The organism is Brevibacillus sp. HB1.3, assembly GCF_013186635.1.
Lineage (GTDB): Bacteria > Bacillota > Bacilli > Brevibacillales > Brevibacillaceae > Brevibacillus > Brevibacillus brevis_D.
Window position 1 is genome coordinate 114,497 of the sequence record NZ_JABMIT010000001.1, and the last position, 16,684, is coordinate 131,180.

14 protein-coding genes and 1 riboswitch are annotated in these 16,684 nt (G+C 48.9%); of the genes, 4 read left to right on the top strand and 10 right to left on the bottom strand.

The window, feature by feature from the left end; translation table 11 throughout:
- Nucleotides 1-58: 58 nt before the first annotated feature.
- From HPY31_RS00605 to HPY31_RS00620, 4 genes are all read right to left on the bottom strand, one after another.
- On the bottom strand, nt 59-430 hold the full coding sequence (locus HPY31_RS00605; protein WP_172137647.1) for a hypothetical protein: 372 nt from the start codon (nt 428-430) through the stop codon (nt 59-61).
- Nucleotides 431-554: 124 nt separating this feature from the next.
- Complete coding sequence (argS, locus tag HPY31_RS00610; RefSeq protein WP_172137649.1) at nt 555-2,270, bottom strand: arginine--tRNA ligase; 1,716 nt, start codon at nt 2,268-2,270, stop codon at nt 555-557.
- On the bottom strand, nt 2,271-2,510 hold the full coding sequence (locus HPY31_RS00615; RefSeq protein ID WP_172137651.1) for a hypothetical protein: 240 nt from the start codon (nt 2,508-2,510) through the stop codon (nt 2,271-2,273).
- A 121-nt stretch (nt 2,511-2,631) separates the two neighbouring features.
- Nucleotides 2,632-3,156 carry a hypothetical protein gene (locus HPY31_RS00620; protein WP_253901634.1) on the bottom strand — a complete coding sequence of 175 codons (525 nt, stop codon included), beginning with the start codon at nt 3,154-3,156 and terminating at the stop codon, nt 2,632-2,634.
- Between the two features lie 138 nt (nt 3,157-3,294).
- Between HPY31_RS00620 and HPY31_RS00625 the strand changes: the two genes are divergently transcribed.
- Together HPY31_RS00625 and HPY31_RS00630 are read left to right on the top strand one after the other, a co-directional pair.
- The gene (locus HPY31_RS00625) at nt 3,295-3,867 is read left to right on the top strand and encodes a sigma-70 family RNA polymerase sigma factor (protein WP_172137653.1); all 573 of its coding nucleotides are present in this window, start codon (nt 3,295-3,297) and stop codon (nt 3,865-3,867) included.
- Complete coding sequence (locus HPY31_RS00630) at nt 3,858-6,062, top strand: YcdB/YcdC domain-containing protein (protein WP_172137655.1); 2,205 nt, start codon at nt 3,858-3,860, stop codon at nt 6,060-6,062. Before HPY31_RS00625 ends, HPY31_RS00630 begins: the two co-directional genes overlap by 10 nt.
- Nucleotides 6,063-6,127: 65 nt before the next feature.
- On the opposite strand, the gene HPY31_RS00635 is transcribed toward HPY31_RS00630, so the two are convergent.
- Nucleotides 6,128-6,235 (bottom strand): YjcZ family sporulation protein, encoded by a 108-nt coding sequence (locus HPY31_RS00635; RefSeq protein ID WP_012685906.1) that lies wholly within the window; start codon nt 6,233-6,235, stop codon nt 6,128-6,130.
- Between the two features lie 213 nt (nt 6,236-6,448).
- Nucleotides 6,449-6,550, top strand: a riboswitch (SAM riboswitch).
- Nucleotides 6,551-6,671: 121 nt separating this feature from the next.
- On the opposite strand from HPY31_RS00635, the gene metH reads away from it, so the two are divergent.
- Complete coding sequence (gene metH / locus HPY31_RS00640; RefSeq protein ID WP_172137657.1) at nt 6,672-10,118, top strand: methionine synthase; 3,447 nt, start codon at nt 6,672-6,674, stop codon at nt 10,116-10,118.
- Nucleotides 10,119-10,144: 26 nt separating this feature from the next.
- Nucleotides 10,145-12,016 (top strand): bifunctional homocysteine S-methyltransferase/methylenetetrahydrofolate reductase, encoded by a 1,872-nt coding sequence (locus HPY31_RS00645; protein WP_253901635.1) that lies wholly within the window; start codon nt 10,145-10,147, stop codon nt 12,014-12,016.
- Nucleotides 12,017-12,079: 63 nt separating this feature from the next.
- On the opposite strand, the gene HPY31_RS00650 is transcribed toward HPY31_RS00645, so the two are convergent.
- From HPY31_RS00650 to HPY31_RS00670, 5 genes are all read right to left on the bottom strand, one after another.
- Nucleotides 12,080-13,069, bottom strand: a complete 990-nt coding sequence (locus tag HPY31_RS00650) for a phosphotransferase (RefSeq protein WP_172137659.1) — start codon at nt 13,067-13,069, stop codon at nt 12,080-12,082.
- Nucleotides 13,070-13,142: 73 nt separating this feature from the next.
- Nucleotides 13,143-13,721: a mismatch-specific DNA-glycosylase gene (locus tag HPY31_RS00655; RefSeq protein WP_172137661.1), complete on the bottom strand. Its 579-nt coding sequence runs from the start codon at nt 13,719-13,721 to the stop codon at nt 13,143-13,145.
- Nucleotides 13,722-13,835: 114 nt separating this feature from the next.
- Nucleotides 13,836-13,985, bottom strand: a complete 150-nt coding sequence (locus HPY31_RS00660) for a hypothetical protein (RefSeq protein ID WP_172137663.1) — start codon at nt 13,983-13,985, stop codon at nt 13,836-13,838.
- Nucleotides 13,986-14,193: 208 nt separating this feature from the next.
- Nucleotides 14,194-14,913 (bottom strand): 3-ketoacyl-ACP reductase, encoded by a 720-nt coding sequence (locus HPY31_RS00665; RefSeq protein WP_172137665.1) that lies wholly within the window; start codon nt 14,911-14,913, stop codon nt 14,194-14,196.
- Between the two features lie 178 nt (nt 14,914-15,091).
- The gene (locus HPY31_RS00670; RefSeq protein ID WP_172137667.1) at nt 15,092-16,612 is read right to left on the bottom strand and encodes a carboxypeptidase M32; all 1,521 of its coding nucleotides are present in this window, start codon (nt 16,610-16,612) and stop codon (nt 15,092-15,094) included.
- Nucleotides 16,613-16,684 lie beyond the last annotated feature (72 nt).

Sequence of the window (16,684 nt, forward strand, 5' to 3'; positions counted from 1 at the left end):
GAAAAAGCCCCGAACGTTGAGATGTCGGGGCTTTTTGCCATGGAAGCTTGAGCACTTATTAGGGGGCTTTTTGTTCGCGTAAGTATTTTCGCAAGGTAGCCGCCACTTCTGTTGAGTTTTCCAGCTGTACAATGACGTGCTGATATTTGGCATGACCCTCTACTTCTAGGATCAACAACGAATCCGTCTGGGCAAAAGAAAGGAAGTACCATTCATTTTGATACTGAAAGCTTCCTTCATAAATGTTCAAAGGTCCAATCGACGTCCCTGGCATGCGCAACATCCATTTTGGTGGAACAAAAGTACCGACCTCGACATGCTTGATCGATTGATAAGGGAGTGTGATCGTGTTCTTCAAGGATAAGAGCGTATGCAAGCCAGTGAGACGCAAGGTAAAATCCGTTTTGCCGAAATGTACACTTCTTCCCATCGTTGCTCACCTCTTTCATCTGCCATCGTCCCATTATCTCACAGAAGAATGATGATGACACGGGACAATCAAAAAAGCCGGTGCACCCCCACAAGAGGAAGCAACCGGCTTTTCGTATGCTTTCTTACATTTCTTCAGGAGCCGCCAGACCGAGCAGACGCAGACCTTCCTTCAGCACAGCAACGACTGCTGCTACGAGCTGGAGACGGGATGCTGTCACATCTTCTTCCTCAGCCAGGATGCGTACATTCGCATAGAATTTGTTGAATGTTTGCGCCAGGTCGATCACATACTTGCCGATTTGCGACGGATCGAAGTTATCGGCAGCACGTTCGATTACCTCTGGGAACGCGTTCAGGAGGGTAATCACTGCCCAAGCTTCTTTGCTGTCGAGTGCACCGGAAGCCAGGTTTACCTTCGTTGCTGGCTGGTAGCCACCTCTGCGCAGCAGCGAGCATGCACGCGCGTGTGCGTATTGCACGTATGGTCCTGTTTCCCCTTCGAAGGTCAGCATCTCTTCCCAGGAGAAGTTGACATCATTCAAGCGGAAGTTTTTCAAGTCATGGAAAATAACTGCGCCTACCCCGACTTGACGAGCCACTTCTTCTTTAGTGGACAGCGTAGGGTTTTTCTCTTCGATGACTTTTTGAACATCAGAAATGGCTTGTGCCAGCACTTCTTCCAAGAGAACAACTTTTCCTTTACGCGTGGACATTTTCTTGCCGTCCTTGAGCATCATGCCGAATGGGATGTGGTGCATATTTGCGGACCACGCATAGCCCATTTTTTCCAACACTTTATAGAGCTGCTGGAAGTGGAGGCGTTGCTCGTTTCCTACGACATAAAGTGCTTTAGCAAAATCGTACGATTCGTGGCGGAAGAGGGCTGCAGCCAAATCACGCGTTGCGTACAGGGTAGCGCCGTCAGATTTTTTGATCAGGCATGGCGGCATGTTGTATTCGTCGAGGTTCACGACCATTGCACCATCGGATTCAGTCAAGAGACCTTTTTCCTCGAGCAAGGTAACAACGCGATCCATTTTGTCGTTGTAGAATGCTTCACCGTGTGTGGAGTCGAAGGCTACGTTCATTAGGTCGTAGATCTTCATGAATTCCTTGAGGGACTCATCACGGAACCATTTCCACAGATGCTGAGCTTCTTCGTCGCCATCCTCGAGCTTTTTGAACCATTCACGCCCTTGATCTTCCAAGGTAGGATCGTTCTCGACTTCTTCGTGGAAACGAACGTAGAGGCTGAGCAGCTCCTTAATCGGTTCTGCTTTTACCTTTGCTTCGTCACCCCAGAGGCGATACGCAACGATCAGTTTACCGAACTGCGTACCCCAGTCACCCAAGTGATTGATACGCACTGGCTCATAGCCTTGCTTTTCCATGATGTTGGCAATCGCGTTTCCGATTACAGTAGAGCGCAGGTGTCCCATGGAAAACGGCTTCGCAATATTCGGGGAGGAGAGGTCGATTGGTACTTTGCGTCCTTCACCGACATGGCTGCTTCCGTATGTGCTGCCTTGGGTAAGGATGGTTCCGATAACTTGCTCGGCCACATTTTCTTGATCCAGGAACAGGTTCACGTATGGACCAACTGCTTGCGATTCGCGCAATGGTGCACCGGAGAGCTGTCCAGCCAGCTCTGCTGCGATCATCGGTGGGGCTTTGCGCAATGCTTTTGCCAATTGGAAGCAAGGGAAGGCCACATCGCCCATTGCAGGGTTTGGTGGTGTTTCCAGCATGCCGTAAACGGCTTCTTTGGTCAGTGTGTCTACGCCCATCGAGGAGAGCGCAGTGGCAATCTTTTCAGCGACTTGGTGTTTGTAGCTCATCTAAAATTCCCCTTTCAAATAAAAAACCTCTACGTCTCCTGTGAAAAAGAGACGAGAGGTTATACTCCCGCGGTGCCACTCTTGTTGTTTTTCCCTTCCATCGGATAGGAAGGCAAAAACCGCTTGATCTGCTGTAACGGGCAGTCCCGGCATAGCCCTACACGATCCGTTGCCCATAATGGCTGGCGTAGGATGTTCAGGCGGCATCTCCGAGGGGCGCTTCCTCACATGGTTTGGCATCGGGCTCACACCGTCCCCGACTCGCTTTCGTCCTCACACAAGGAGTACTATCCTCATCAACGATTCATTTGTTTCTCTAGAATTATAGCTGTTTATACCATCATGATGCAAGGTGCCTCGATCAAGGTTTTTTTAAAATCTTATCTAATTCCGCGAAATATTGCTTGGTCAGCTTTTCCCTTTCTTCCGGGCTGAGGTTATCTGCGTTCATCATTTGCTCTTTGTACTGCTCCAGCTTTTCGAGCATGGCCAGCTCGGCAGCAGCCGCATCGTCCAGATCGTAATTTTCAGATGGATCGAACGGGATCAATCGATTGTCATTCCCACTGCGTAAATAAGCGGAGCGCCAGTTCTCCGGAAACTGGTAAGGCTGTTCGCCAAACATAATCGCTAAAATATCGTCGGATTCAATTGGCAGGAAGTGATCGTAATCATCTCTTCTGCCTCCCTCGGACAAGTTAATGTGGGACAAAAAATAGTGGAGATAATGTTCCCCGGTTTCTGTATTCTTAACGATGGAATACGTTTCAAATTCGGATTTGGATAGTTCTTTTATGGTCTCCAAACAGGACAGAAATTTGTCTTTTTCTCGTGCTTGCATGTCATCCATGTCATCTCGTTCCTTTCGCTCTACAATAAGCCTCATGATAGCAAAAGCAATGTGCGCTGACAATGAATGCAACGCAACGGAGTGTAGCAGAAAAAATAGTTGGATAATCTTGTCACAAAAATAAGCCAGCTGGATCAAATACATATCAACACGAAACAAGGAGGTGAACAGCGCGTGAATGCAAGTGCCAAAAGTAGCGAAGCAGACTGGACACTGCAATTGACCAACGAGGAGAAGCTGACGAGGCTCATGAGCGAGTACGGAGACAACATCGTGCAGCTCGCCTACTTGATCGTCAAGGATCGGGGAATCGCGGAAGACATCACCCAGGAAGTGTTCCTGAAGGCATATCGGGGTCTGGATCAGTTCCGCCATCAGAGTAGCGTGAAAACGTGGCTTTACCGAATCGCGATCAACGAGTCCCGCAAATATTTGCGTTCGTGGTCCTTTCGCCAGATTTTTTCTACCTACCTCTCCAAAGAGGAAGCACCCCCGGAAGAGGTCGACACCGCAAACGTTGAATCGGCAGTCATCGGACGAATGAGCAAGGCACAAGTAGCGGAGCAGGTGATGAAGCTCTCGCCGCTGTACCGAAAAGTGATGGTACTTCATTACTATGAGGATTTGTCGATAAGAGAGATGGCGCAAGTGCTGGATATTTCAGAAGATGCCGTACGAACCCAATTGTCACGGGCCCGAAAACATTTTAAGGCATTGAGTGAAAAGGAGGGATTGGAATGGACGTAGATAAGCAAATGCGTGAAGCAGTACGGAGCGCAAGTGAGGAATCAGTGGAGGAAGTGAGGTTTACAAAAGAGATGGAATTGCGGATCAGAGGTGCGATTGCAAAGAATAAACACAAGAATCGAAACAGAATTTTCGTGGCTGGTTCGCTGGCAGCTTGCTTGGCGGTTACTGCTATGGGCATGCACCAGCAAGGCTGGTTTCCACAGATGCCAAGGGGTAAAAATGTAACGAATGCGATTGCTACAACTGCTACGAAAACAAACAATAAAGAGGCAAATCCGAACAGTGTAAAGGTGCCGCCGGAAGAGGCATTTTTACCATTGAAAAAGGCGATCCCCGCCTTGAGCAAGATGACAATAAGAGTGGATCGTACAAGCTATGGATTCAGTGCACTAACTTTACTGGAAGGGGATACTGCGCGTGCCAATGTTGTCTATGATACACAGACAGGACAAATTGAGAGCTTTACAATTGATGGTGATCGAGGAGAACAGAAGGACGAGAAATTGCCATCAGCCAAGACTGCGGAGAAAGCAGCAAGCGCATTTCTTCAAGCTTTTTTAGGGGAGGAAAGTAAGACCTATCAGCTCGTCGAGACTCAGATCTACACCGACGAGCATATGGTAAAAGGCCCATGGATGAGCGTGAATTATCAACGGATCGAAAACGGCCAGCCCGTTCCGTTCGACGTATTGTCGGTTGGAATTGACGAACGTGAGCAAGTCGCGTTTTTCGGGCGATTGAACAAGAGCGAACAAGCCTTTTTCACCAAGCTGACAGATGCCATGCCCGATTTGAGCCCATCCCTTCTTCTTTTGGATAAAGAAAAGAACCACGATGGCATGTCATTCATTTTGGGGAAAACGAACAAAGAGGGTCATGAAGTTTCTCTTGTGATCACTGGCAATGGTCAAGCATTGGAACATTATAGGCTTCTGTTTAAGGATGAAAAGGAAGCAAAGAGCCAGAAAAGAGCAGAAGGAGCAAAAGCATTGGAGCAAGAGCGACAGTTCCTGAACAAGCTGCTCGGGGCTGATAGCGAGAACTATCGGTTGTTGGACGCCAACCATCCGGGATTGTACCTGAGATATTATAACGGGATGCCGGTGTTGTCTGATGAAATAAGCATCGAAACAACCGACTCTGGCCACCTCGAATATTTCAATAAGGGGCTCGAATCATTTGAGCCGTCGCAGTACCCGGATGTATCGACTGCTGTGTCAGAAGAGGTAGCCATCAAAGAGCTGAGCGAGCATATGAAGCTTCGATACGTGCAGAATCCGAGAATACAGCCACAATCAAAACAAGGGGATATGTGGCAGCCCATTCTGGAGTACACACCAGCTGTTTCCTTCATGCAAAGAGGACGTGAAGATGGTCAGGAGTGGTATATCGACGCGACCAATGGCAAGATGGTGTATGGAACGGGAGATAACGGGCTTGCTTATGATCAGTTGAATACGAAGGAAGCACATCCGATCGAATCTCCAAAGGAATACGTCAAGGTTCGCTCCAAGGATGAGGCAAAAGCGTTGCTGCAGGCGGAATTCGGCATACAAGTGGATGACTCGACCTATAGAGAGAATAACCGTGACGGACGCAAGGAATACGTCTGGAATGATAAAAATGACAAGTATATCGGCGTAGAAGTCCTTGCAGAAACAGGGAGTGTTGTTGGGCTGGGAACACCGCGTTCCAATACAGCATTGACAGTAAAACGTGAACAAGCGGAAAAGACTGCACTCGCCTTCCTGCAAAAGTACGTCGATCCCGGCGTAACAGAAGTGCAATTGGCGCAAGTTATACAGCCAGGCGAAGCGAATCCTGTGTCATCGGGCGAATGGGAATTCAGATATCTCATGAGCAAGGATGGCATTCCAGTACAGGATCGCTGGCCAAAAGTGGCTTATTCAGTAACAGTCGATCCGTCTTCTGGCAAAGTGACAAAGTTCGAAAACTACAGAGAGACGCACGAGTTGGTGGAGCTTCCAGCATCCGACGAGATCGTCTCGAAAGACAAGGCTGTTGAGGCGTATTTACGCGTCATGCCTTTAAAGCTGGTCTATTTGATGAGAGATGTGGATGGGCAAAAATTAGCTCAACCAAAGCTGGCGTATGTGCCGTGGAGTGACGAAAAGCTGGCGTTCAAATATATTACTCTGGATGCCGTGACAGGCAAGATCATCACCAAATAACAAGAAAAAAAGGCTATCCCGCAGCCATTCCTGATGGCCTTTGGGATAGCCTTTTTTACACGTATCTAACACTCGTCACAGGAACACCCGATAATAACCAACAGGATAAACAGCACGAGCACGATTGCGAAGCAGTCACCGAAGAATCCGTTACCGCAGAAAGATGTACTCATCTTTGTTTCCCCTCCTTTCCGTTATACTCCAGTCTATACACGAATGCCGATATTGGACTGGGCGGATGCCCAGCTTAGGCAAAAATGGGCGCGTAAGAGGGGAGGCTCCGTAAAAAATAGACAATTCACAATTGACGGGGAGACAAAGGGGGTGTTAAGATACTTGCAAACATTCAAGACATTTCGCAAACTAACTAAATGACAAGTGTACGACTCTTATCCAGAGAGGCAGAGGGACTGGCCTGATGAAGCCTCGGCAACCGGTAAAAATCCGGTGCCAATTCCAGCAAAGCTACGTGCTTTGAAAGATAAGAGGATGTCTCAGGCGTTTTCGTATCTGCTGACAAATCCTCTTCTTTCAAAGAAGAGGATTTTTTTATTTTATTTACCCAATTATGGAGAATAAGCCGATGCAAGGGAGAAAAGGGGCACGTCAATGAAACCAACTTTTCGCGAACAGCTTTCCCGGAAAATTCTGATTCTGGACGGTGCAATGGGCACCATGCTTCAACAGGCGAACCTGACCGCTGATGATTTCGGCGGTGAAGCCTATGATGGCTGTAATGAACTCCTGAACCTGACCAGACCAGATGTGATCCGTTCGATTCACGAGAAATATTTAGAGGCGGGTGCAGACATTGTCGAGACAAATACGTTTGGTGCTGCTTCCATTGTTTTGGCTGAGTACGATGTGGCAGAGAAGGACCTTGAAATCAATATAGCGGCAGCACGCTTGGCCAGAGAAGCGGTGGATGCCTATTCCACGGAGGAGTGGCCGCGCTTTGTAGCAGGTGCAATGGGACCTACGACCAAAACCCTGTCGTTGACAGGTGGTGTCACTTTTGAAGAGCTGGTCGAGGCGTATTATCGTCAGGCAAAAGGTCTGATTCTTGGCGGCTCCGATGTTCTTCTTCTGGAAACCTCACAAGATACGTTGAACGTCAAGGCTGGCGGAATCGGGATTCGCAAAGCTTTTGAAGAGCTTGGACAGGAGCTTCCGGTGATGCTGTCAGGTACGATTGAGCCGATGGGTACGACGCTGGCGGGCCAAAACATCGAGGCGTTTTACATCTCCTTGGAGCATATAAAGCCTGTCTCTATCGGTCTGAACTGTGCGACAGGACCCGAGTTCATGCGCGATCATCTGCGGACTCTGTCAGGAATTGCCCAATGTGCGGTCAGCTGTTATCCGAACGCAGGCTTGCCAGACGAGAATGGCCATTACCATGAAACGCCACAGGGACTTGCTTCGAAAATGCGAGCATTCGCTGAACAGGGCTGGATAAACGTCGCTGGGGGTTGCTGTGGAACAACGCCTGACCATATTCAAGCGATGGCAGAAGCCTTGAAAGACTGCAACCCGCGCAGTACCGCTGTAGAACCGCTGAGCGCGGTCTCCGGGATCGAGGTCGTTTACGTCGAAGATGACAATCGTCCCTTGCTAGTAGGAGAGAGAACCAATGTCATCGGTTCCAAAAAATTCCGTGAAATGATTGCAGCCGGACACTATGAAGAAGCATCTGATATTGCCCGAGCCCAAGTAAAACGTGGCGCACACGTCATCGATATATGCTTGGCTGACCCCGACCGTGATGAATATGAAGATATGGAAAAATTCCTACAGTTCATCGTAAAAAAAGTAAAAGCGCCTCTCATGATCGACTCGACAGATGCCAAGGTCATGGAACTGGGACTTCGCTATTCGCAAGGAAAGGCGATTCTCAACTCGATCAACTTGGAAGACGGGTTGGAGCGATTTGAGGAAGTCGTTCCGCTTATTTACAAGTTCGGTGCCTCCGTTGTCGTTGGAACGATTGAAGAAGCGGGTATGGCGATCACTCGCGAAAAGAAGCTGGAGGTCGCGCAACGCTCGTACGACATTCTTGTCAACCAGTACGGAATAAAGCCACAGGATATTATTTTCGATCCACTCGTCTTTCCAGTAGGGACAGGGGATGAACAATACATCGGCTCTGCAAAGGAAACCGTAGAAGGCATTCGTTTGATCAAACAAGCAATGCCTGCTTGCAAGACGATCCTGGGTGTCAGTAACGTTTCCTTCGGCTTGCCTCCTGCGGGTCGGGAAGTGCTGAATGCGGTCTTCTTGTACCACACCACTCTCGCAGGGCTTGATTACGCCATCGTCAATACGGAAAAGCTGGAGCGCTACGCTTCGATACCAGAAGACGAGAGAAAGTTGGCAGAAGCCCTTCTATTCGAGACAAATGATGAGACATTGGCGGCCTTCACCGAATTTTATCGCCAAAAGAAAAAGGAAGTCAGTGTGGAGGTTTCCTCGTTAACGCTCGAAGAACGCTTGGCCCGTTATGTAGTCGAAGGCTCCAAGGATGGTCTCACGGAAGACCTGAAGCTAGCTTTGGATAAATACACACCACTCGAGATCATCAACGGTCCGCTGATGGCTGGGATGGAAGAGGTCGGTCGACTGTTCAACGGCAATCAGCTAATCGTGGCAGAAGTATTACAGAGCGCAGAAGTCATGAAGGCATCTGTCTCATTTTTAGAGCCGTTCATGGAAAAAAGCGATGCCGCTGCCAAGGGGAAAATCTTGTTGGCGACAGTCAAGGGCGATGTACACGACATCGGGAAAAACCTCGTGGAAATTATTTTGTCAAACAACGGCTACAATGTCGTGAACCTGGGGATCAAGGTACCGCCAGAGCAACTAATTGCCGCATGCAGAGAAGAAAAGCCGGATGCCATCGGTCTGTCTGGACTCCTGGTAAAATCCGCGCAGCAAATGGTCATTACAGCCCAAGACCTGCGTGATGCAGGCATTGATATCCCGATGATGGTTGGTGGTGCGGCGTTGACGCGCAAGTTCACATCGAACCGGATCGCACCAGAATACCGTGGAGTTGTTTTATACGCAAAAGATGCCATGGATGGTTTGGAGCTCGTGAATCGTCTGCAAAATCCGGAAGAACGTGATCGATTGATAGAGGAACAGCAGCATCTGCTGGAAGCTGTCGCAACGGCTCAGCCTGTTGTTGAGGAGAAAAAAGCACCTTTGCCAGCTCGTTCAGCCATTAGCAGAACCGTTCCAATCCATCTGCCGCCCGATTGTGAGCGACATGTTCTGCGACAATACCCGCTGAGCCATCTGCAACCGTATTTGAACCTGCGGATGCTCATCGGAAAACACCTCGGTGTACGCGGAAATGTAGATAGATTGATAGAGGAAGGCGACGAGAAGGTACTGGAACTGTACGGCATTGTGGAAGAGCTATTAAATGAAGCGAAGCAAAAAGGAACCATTACGACACACGGTGTGTATCAGTTCTTCCCGGCTCAGTCAGATGGCAACGATATTTTGGTCTATGATCCAAAAGACCACAGCAAGCTGCTGGAGCGTTTTTCATTCCCACGTCAGCTGGAAGAACCTCATCTCTGCCTGTCCGACTTCTTGCGACCGGTTGAGAGCAAGGAAATGGATTATGTCGGATTCCTGACCGTAACGGCTGGGGGCGGGATTCGCGAAAAATCAACTGAGCTCAAAGAGCGTGGTGACTATTTGCGCTCTCATGTCCTCCAAGCCTTGGCATTGGAGCTGGCAGAGGCATTTGCTGAGAGAATTCACCACGTCATGCGCGACGTGTGGGGCATACCGGATCCGGTTGAGATGACGATGCTGGAGCGCTTCGGAGCCAGATACCAAGGCATTCGTGTCTCCTTCGGTTACCCTGCGTGCCCGAACCTGGAAGATCAGGCGCAGTTATTCCGTCTATTGCGTCCAGAGGATATCGGCGTTCAGCTGACAGAGGGCTTCATGATGGAGCCAGAGGCGTCCGTATCGGCGATGGTATTTGCTCACCCAGAAGCGCGTTATTTCAACGCAGGTCCATCTATTTTTGAAGTGTAAAAATAAATGAAAATGGGAGAGAAGGGATGGAGTTGACGACGAGAAAGAAAGATTTACGAGCCTACTTGAAAGACCATCTCCTAGTAGGTGATGGTGCAATGGCGACCCAGCTGCACGGGCTGGGCGTCCCGGTTGGCGTCAGCTTTGAGGAGCTGTGTTTGTCCAACCCTCGTTTGGTGCATGAAGTTCATACGTCTTATTACCAGGCCGGTGCACGTTTCCTAGAGACAAATACGTATTCTGCCAACCGAGATGCATTGAGCCGTTACGGTCTGGAGCATAAGGTAGCAAGGATTAACCGGCTCGCAGTCGCCATTGCTAGGGAAGCCGCACAGGATGATGCTTATGTAGCTGGGAGCATCGGATCGATTTTGGCTGGACGGGTGAAGAAAAAGGTTTTGGATGAATACCGTGACCAGTATGAGGAACAGGCCATTGCCCTGTTACATGCGGGGGTAGACGGACTGATTCTGGAGACGTTCTTGGACTTGGAGGAGCTGCTTCTGGCGATCGAGGTAATCCGCCCGCTCACAGATGTCCCTGTAATCGCGCAGTTAGCCACTTTGGAAGTAGGGCGCACACGTGATGGTTACGCTTTGACAGATGCCTTTTCCGAGCTGAAAGCAGCGGGCGCTGACGTGATCGGACTAAACTGTCGCCTTGGTCCTGCTGAACTCTTACGCTCGTTTGAAAATACAGTGATTCCAGAAGATGCACTCTTATCCGTATTCCCGAATGCGGGGCGTCTGGGGATGACTGACGGAGAATACGCTTTTAAATCATCACCTGAATATTTTGGACAGAGTGCGCTTCGCTTGCGTGAGCAGGGGGTTCGGTTGATTGGTGGGTGCTGCGGAACCACACCTGCACATGTGAAGGCGATTGCGGATGCACTTGAGTCTCTTGAGCCGCAAGCGCGTGTGAACCCGACCATCGTTGCTGGAGATCGTCCTACGATTTCTGTGCAGAACACGAGGGACAGGGAGAAACCAAGCATTGTCGAGCGTGTAAAAACAGCAACGACGATCATTGTCGAGTTTGATCCGCCACGTGATCTGGATGCAGACCAATTTCTCCACGGATGCTGTGAGCTGCACAAAGCAGGAGCAGACGCGATTACGTTGGCGGATAACTCGTTGGCGACAGTGCGCATGAGCAACATGGCTCTCGGGGCCCTCATGAAGAGCAGACATGGAATCGATCCGCTCTTGCACCTTGCTTGCCGGGACCGCAATCTGATTGGCCAGCAATCGCACTTAATGGGGCTACACGCTTTGGGGATTGACCAAATATTAGTAATTACTGGCGATCCATCACGCTTTGGTGACTTGCCAGGTGCTAGCTCAGTATTTGACGTGACCTCGTTTGATCTGATTCGCATGGTGAAGCAGTTGAACGAAGGTGTTTCGTTCTCAGGACGTCCGTTAAAGCAAAAAGCCCAATTTATCGTGGGCGCAGCCTTTAATCCGAATGTCCGAAATATGGATGCTGCCGTTGCCCGCTTGGAAAAAAAGGTTGAGGCAGGCGCGGATTACATTATGACGCAGCCTGTGTACGATGCGGAGTCTATTCGGAATGTATACGAGGCGACGAAGCATATCGGCATTCCTTTCTTTATCGGGATCATGCCGCTGACCAGCTCGCGCAATGCGGAGTTCCTGCATAATGAAGTGCCCGGAATCAAGCTGTCGCCAGAAGCTCTGGAACGGATGAAAAAGGTACAGGGAGAGGCTGCCAGACAGGAAGGAATCGCAATCGCGAAGGAATTGGTCGATACGGCCGTCCGTTACTTCAATGGCATCTATCTGATTACACCTTTCAATTATTACGAGATGGCGGCAGAGCTCATTCAATATACCCGCCAACAAAGCTCTTTGGTGAGGATGGCTCAGACGTAACGGTTTGCGCCAGTTAAATAGGGAAGGCCTATGTGTATAGACAGGCTATAGCCAGCCTTGCGTCTAATACACATGGGCCTTCATTTCGTCTAGCATAAACGCGGTTTTGAGAGCTTCCCGATTACAAAACTGTTGAATCTCAGCAAGGTTCATCTGATCATACTGCTTTTTGCGTAAAAAACGTTCAATGATATGCGGGAAAGCGAGATCGACAAAGAGTAAATGCAGTTGCCTAATCGATAGGGGATTTTCTTGGAGATAACCACGCAATAAATGAGAGAACAATTCCTCGCTCCACTGGTCATTTTTTCGCATAGCAAGGGATAGAACACGCGCAATGTCTTTGGACGGAAAATCGTAGCGAACGTCCTCCCAGTCAATGATCGCAATTCTTTGATTACTGACGAGCAGATTCCCATTGTTAAAATCTCCGTGACAGAGGAAGTGTTTGGTCAATGGCTCCCTTTTCCATGTCGAGAAGTATGAAGAGGAGAGTAAATGTTCCTTGGCACTCACTCCTGCTTGTTTAAAAAAAGGAAGATATTCCGCGATAGTGGCGTATTTTCGATCATTTTTCCCGGTGTGTCGAAGCTCCCACTTCTCAAGGGCAGCTAAATCTGTTTTGTACTCCACGGACCATTTCTCTGCGCCATTGTAAAGTTTGCCGTACTTGGAGGAAAAACCGAGCGATTTCGCATGAATTTTGCCTAATACCGTGCCGATGCGTTCCATTCGAAGAGGGGAAGTATACGCAATATTTGGCCAGGAGAGCCTTTGGTGGAGAACGAAATGCTTTTCTTTATGCGTGATGTAGCGCTTATTATTTTTGGTGCGTTGAATGTCGGGGATGTGTACGCCGTTTTTACGCAAATGCGCTTCTGCATGCAGGATGAAATGTAAACGTTCCTTTTCCAGAGGCAAAGCTTTTGCGATGAATTTGCCATTGGTTGTTTCCAAGTAAATGACGAGTGACTTGGGTGTATCTCGAATGGTTTTGTGTTGCAAAACAGTCATATCGTATTTGTTCTGGATTTTTTTGATGAGTTCGTCCACTGCTGATGCCCCTCCCTGCGTACAGAGCTACAAGTATTGTACGGAAGAAGAGGTATGGTTGACACGAAAGGCCCTACTTAGCAGGTGAGGGTAGAGGGTGCCAATTCATCTCGCGTAAAAAATGACTCAGCTCTGTAAACTTGGCGATGCGTTCCTCACGTGTAAAAGATGCGTTAGCCCCACTGGTAGACGGGACGACAAACACATAGCTGCCAGACCAATCTTCTGTTTCAAAGTACCTGATTGGTTGCAGCCCCAGTGAAATTGCCGCTTTCTTTTGTCCAGTCGCGCGACGAAAAGCAGTAATACCGTTAAAACAAATGACACGAGGTCGGTAAGTCTGGATCATTTGGACGAACAGATCTGCACCTGCGGCGTAATCCTCGTTGCGTAGGTCTGTTGCGGACCGGGTAGGACGTGAGACCAGATCGGTAATGCCATAGTTGTAGTCTAAGAGGGTAGCCGTTTCCTCGGGCAAGAGCTTGTGAGGTGTCAGGCCGCCTTCGTACAATCCGCGCCAAAACAGGTTGGCTGGATTGGCGTAGTGGAAACCCGTTGTAGCCGATATACGTCCTGGATTGATACCGCAAAATAAAACCGCCAAATCACGGCGAATGTACGTGGGCAACCATTTTTCTGTGAACTCGACCAAAGCGAACCCCTCCTGTTTACCACATTGTAGCACATCAGTGAGCGCTTTCAGAAAGAAGCAAAAAAAGCTGCCGGACTCGGCAGCTTCAAGCTATATAGGCTCAAGTATTGGATCTTATAACTGGGGAAGCGGATACGGCAGCACTTGCTGTGGCTCATTGAACGTGAATTGCTCCATTTCATTCCGGACGTATCTTTTCGTCTCGAATGGAACGACTTCTTGTTCTTCATTCCCCCACAACCAATTCGACAGCATTTGTACCATAAGGATACCCTCCACTTTGTGGAAATGTTTTACATGTTCATCATACTCCAGTTGAGGGCAGTTTTGGTTGGGCAGGTGTGAATAAGGCGTGAAGAAATGGTGGATAGAAAGTGAACAAAAATGAAGCGATTTCACAGGACTTCGCAAAAAAGCGAAAAGAAATCCGCCTGTACGAACGGACTCTTTTCGCTTTTTTGCCATGTCATTTCTATGGATTGGTGGACCACAGTCCAGCGGATTTCACAAAAATGCGTTTGTTCAGCTTCAGCTGGCTAACCACGAACTCAGCAATATCCTCAGGCTGCATGGTCTTCTCTGGATTTCCGTCTGTCAGACCCAAGTCCAAAGCCAAATCGGTAGCTACCGTACTCGGCGTTAGCGCCGTGACTCGGATGTTGTGTTTGCGTACTTCAAGAGCCAAAGACTCCGTCAGACCAAGAACACCGAACTTGGATGCGCTGTACGCACTGGTAAGAGGAGCACCTTTTTGTCCTGCCGTGGAAGAAATGTTGATAATGTCACCGGCGTTTTGCTCCATCATGCCTGGAAGCACTGCGCGAGTCACGTAATAGACGCCCATCAGGTTCACTTGGATGATTTGCTCCCATTCGCTTGTTTCCAGGTCCATGAACTTGCCGAATTTGGCAACGCCCGCATTATTGATCAGAATATCAATCTGACCCAGTTCATTTTTGATAGAAGCAACAGCTGTTGTAACAGCATCGTAATTGGATACGTCTCCGGTCGCAATCGCTACCTTGACGCCGTATGCTTCTACTTCCTTCGCGACTTGCTTCAGATTTTCCTCAGAGCGAGCCAAGAGACCGAGATGCACGCCTTCCTTCGCCAGGGCGATCGCAATTGCGCGGCCAATACCTTTACCTGCACCCGTAATGAATGCGGTTTTTCCTTTTAGTTCGATAGCCAAACGAAAAACACTCCTTTTTCAAGACAATAGGAATCTCATGTATATTGTGCAGTGTACTAGCATTTATCCCCGGAGGGAAGGATGCACTTTTATGTACGTAGGTTACGAAAAGTAACTTTACAAAGTGAAAATGTCCTCCCTGAGTAGGGAGAACATTGGAAAGTAAGGGGAGAACTGCTTACAGCTTGTATACCTCTGTGTATTTTTTCTCGAGGTAATTCATCAAGTAAGTTGCATTTGTACCTTCGCCTGTAATCGCTTGAACGAGTTCACGAGGGCTCTTCATTTTACCGTACTGATGGATTTTTTCCTTGAGCCATTCACGGATCGGCGCGAAATCGCCTTTTGCGATCAGGTCTTCGTAACCGTTAATCTCATTCTCCATAACGTGGACGAATTGTGCCGCATACACATTACCCAGCGAGTAAGTCGGGAAGTAACCGATCATTCCGCCTGACCAGTGTACATCCTGAAGTACACCCAATGCATCTGTCGGTGGCTCAACACCCAGGTATTCTTTCATTTTTTCGTTCCAGATTTTCGGCAGATCAGCCACTTGAATGGTCTGGTTGATCAAGCCTTTCTCGATTTCGTAGCGGATCATGACATGCAGGTTGTACGTCAACTCATCTGCCTCTGTCCGGATAAAGGAAGGAGTAACAGCGTTAACCGCACGATGCAGATCTTCTACAGACACGCCTTCGAACTGGGTAGGGAACGCTTTTTGCAGGTCCGCGAAAAAGTGATTCCAGAATGGCAGACTGCGTCCGACCATGTTTTCCCAGTAGCGGGATTGAGATTCGTGAATCCCCATGGAAGTACCATCGCACAGAGGCGTGAACAGCAGGTCTGGATTGATGTTCTGCTCATACATCGCGTGGCCAGCCTCGTGAATACAACTGAAGAGCGCAGAATTGAAATCATTTTCAGCGTAGCGTGTCGTAATGCGGACATCTCCAGGGTTGAAGGTGGTGCAGAACGGATGCGCACTGCGATCCATGCGGCCAGACTTGAAGTCATACCCGATTTTCTCGAGGATATAACGGCTGAATGCTTCCTGGTCTGCCACTGGGAAGTTTTTCGTCAAGAAGGAGGTGTCTGGCTTGTTCGGAGAGTCGGCGATCGCTTTTACCAGCTTGACGGTTTTCTCACGCAAGGTGGCGAAGATCGGATCGAGCTGATCGACAGTCATGCCAGGCTCGTACATGTCCAAGAGGGTGTTGTACTTGTTTTTGCCGTCATAGCCCCAATATTCGATGAACTCGAGCTGGAAGTTCACGATTTTCTCGAGGTATGGCTGGAACATGGAAAAGTCGTTGTTGGCACGAGCTTCTTCCCATACCGTTTCTGCCTTGGCGGTTAGTACAACGTACTCCTGATGTCTGTCAGCAGGAATTTTCTTGTTGCGGTCAAATTCCTTTTTGCATTCCAGCACACTGTGACGGGTAATTTCATCCAATGTTTCGAGGACAGATGGCTCACTCAGCTCTGCCAAAAGCGCTTCCATTTCTTTAGACGTCGCCAGCTTGAATTGCTCGCCAGCCAACGTGCCGATGATTTCGGAACGGGCATCCATTCCATTGCGAGGCGCTTGTGTAGCCTTGTCCCAATAAAGAACGTTCAGTGCTTGCGTGTAGCTGGTTATTTTCTTCACACAGTCACGGAATTCTGCGGCACGTGTTTCTACAGTCGTTGACATAGGGTTCCTCCCATAAATTTTTCATGTTCTGGTAATGGATAGGTAAGTCATGCAGTCAAAAAATTTTTACTA